The organism is Pseudomonas sp. 28 E 9, from assembly GCF_900004785.1.
Lineage (GTDB): Bacteria > Pseudomonadota > Gammaproteobacteria > Pseudomonadales > Pseudomonadaceae > Aquipseudomonas > Aquipseudomonas orientalis_A.
This window is the reverse complement of sequence record NZ_CVTK01000018.1, coordinates 1-574: the sequence shown is the minus strand read 5'-3', so window position 1 is coordinate 574 and position 574 is coordinate 1. Positions and strand designations below refer to the sequence as shown.

1 protein-coding gene is annotated in these 574 nt (G+C 55.7%); it reads right to left on the bottom strand.

Annotation, left to right across the window (positions count from 1 at the left end; translation table 11 throughout):
- Positions 1 to 574: immunoglobulin-like domain-containing protein (locus tag BFQ00_RS03355; RefSeq protein WP_139114959.1), on the bottom strand; the 574-nt coding region annotated here is incomplete at both ends.

Sequence of the window (574 nt, the reverse complement as noted above, 5' to 3'; positions counted from 1 at the left end):
AGTTGCCGCCCGCTGCGTCGGTAATCTTGACGGTTTGAGTGCTCTTGTCGATGAACACATCATCGGTAGGCGCAGGCACAGTCACAGTGCCGACGGTTTCACCGGCTTTGATGGTGATGTTTGAACCGTTATCCAGTTTCAGCGTGACGTCAGTACCGGCCTTGTTGCTCAAGGTCGCGGTGTAGGTGATCTGGCCGCCTTCGTTAACGGCACTTGGCGCGGTGAGCGTGACGGTAGTGGTGTTGTCAGTACCTGGGGTGTCAGTCACTGTTGTTGTGACTTTATCGGTACCTGGGACGAGATTTTCGAAGTGCTCGCCACCAGTGACAGTCTTGATAGTAGTGGTGACGGTCTGGTCGCCCTTGTAAACATCATCCGGCGCAACAACCGAAACGGAACCGCTCGACTGATTTACGCCGATAGTGATGCTCTGGCCGTTATCCAAGGTGACGGTCAGCGGGTTGGTGATGTTAGTCACCGGCGCGCCGTTTTTATCCACAAGGCTGGCGGTGTAAACGATGTTGCCGCCTTCGCCGATGGTGGTGGTGGCGGTCAGTACAACGTCGACCTTGTC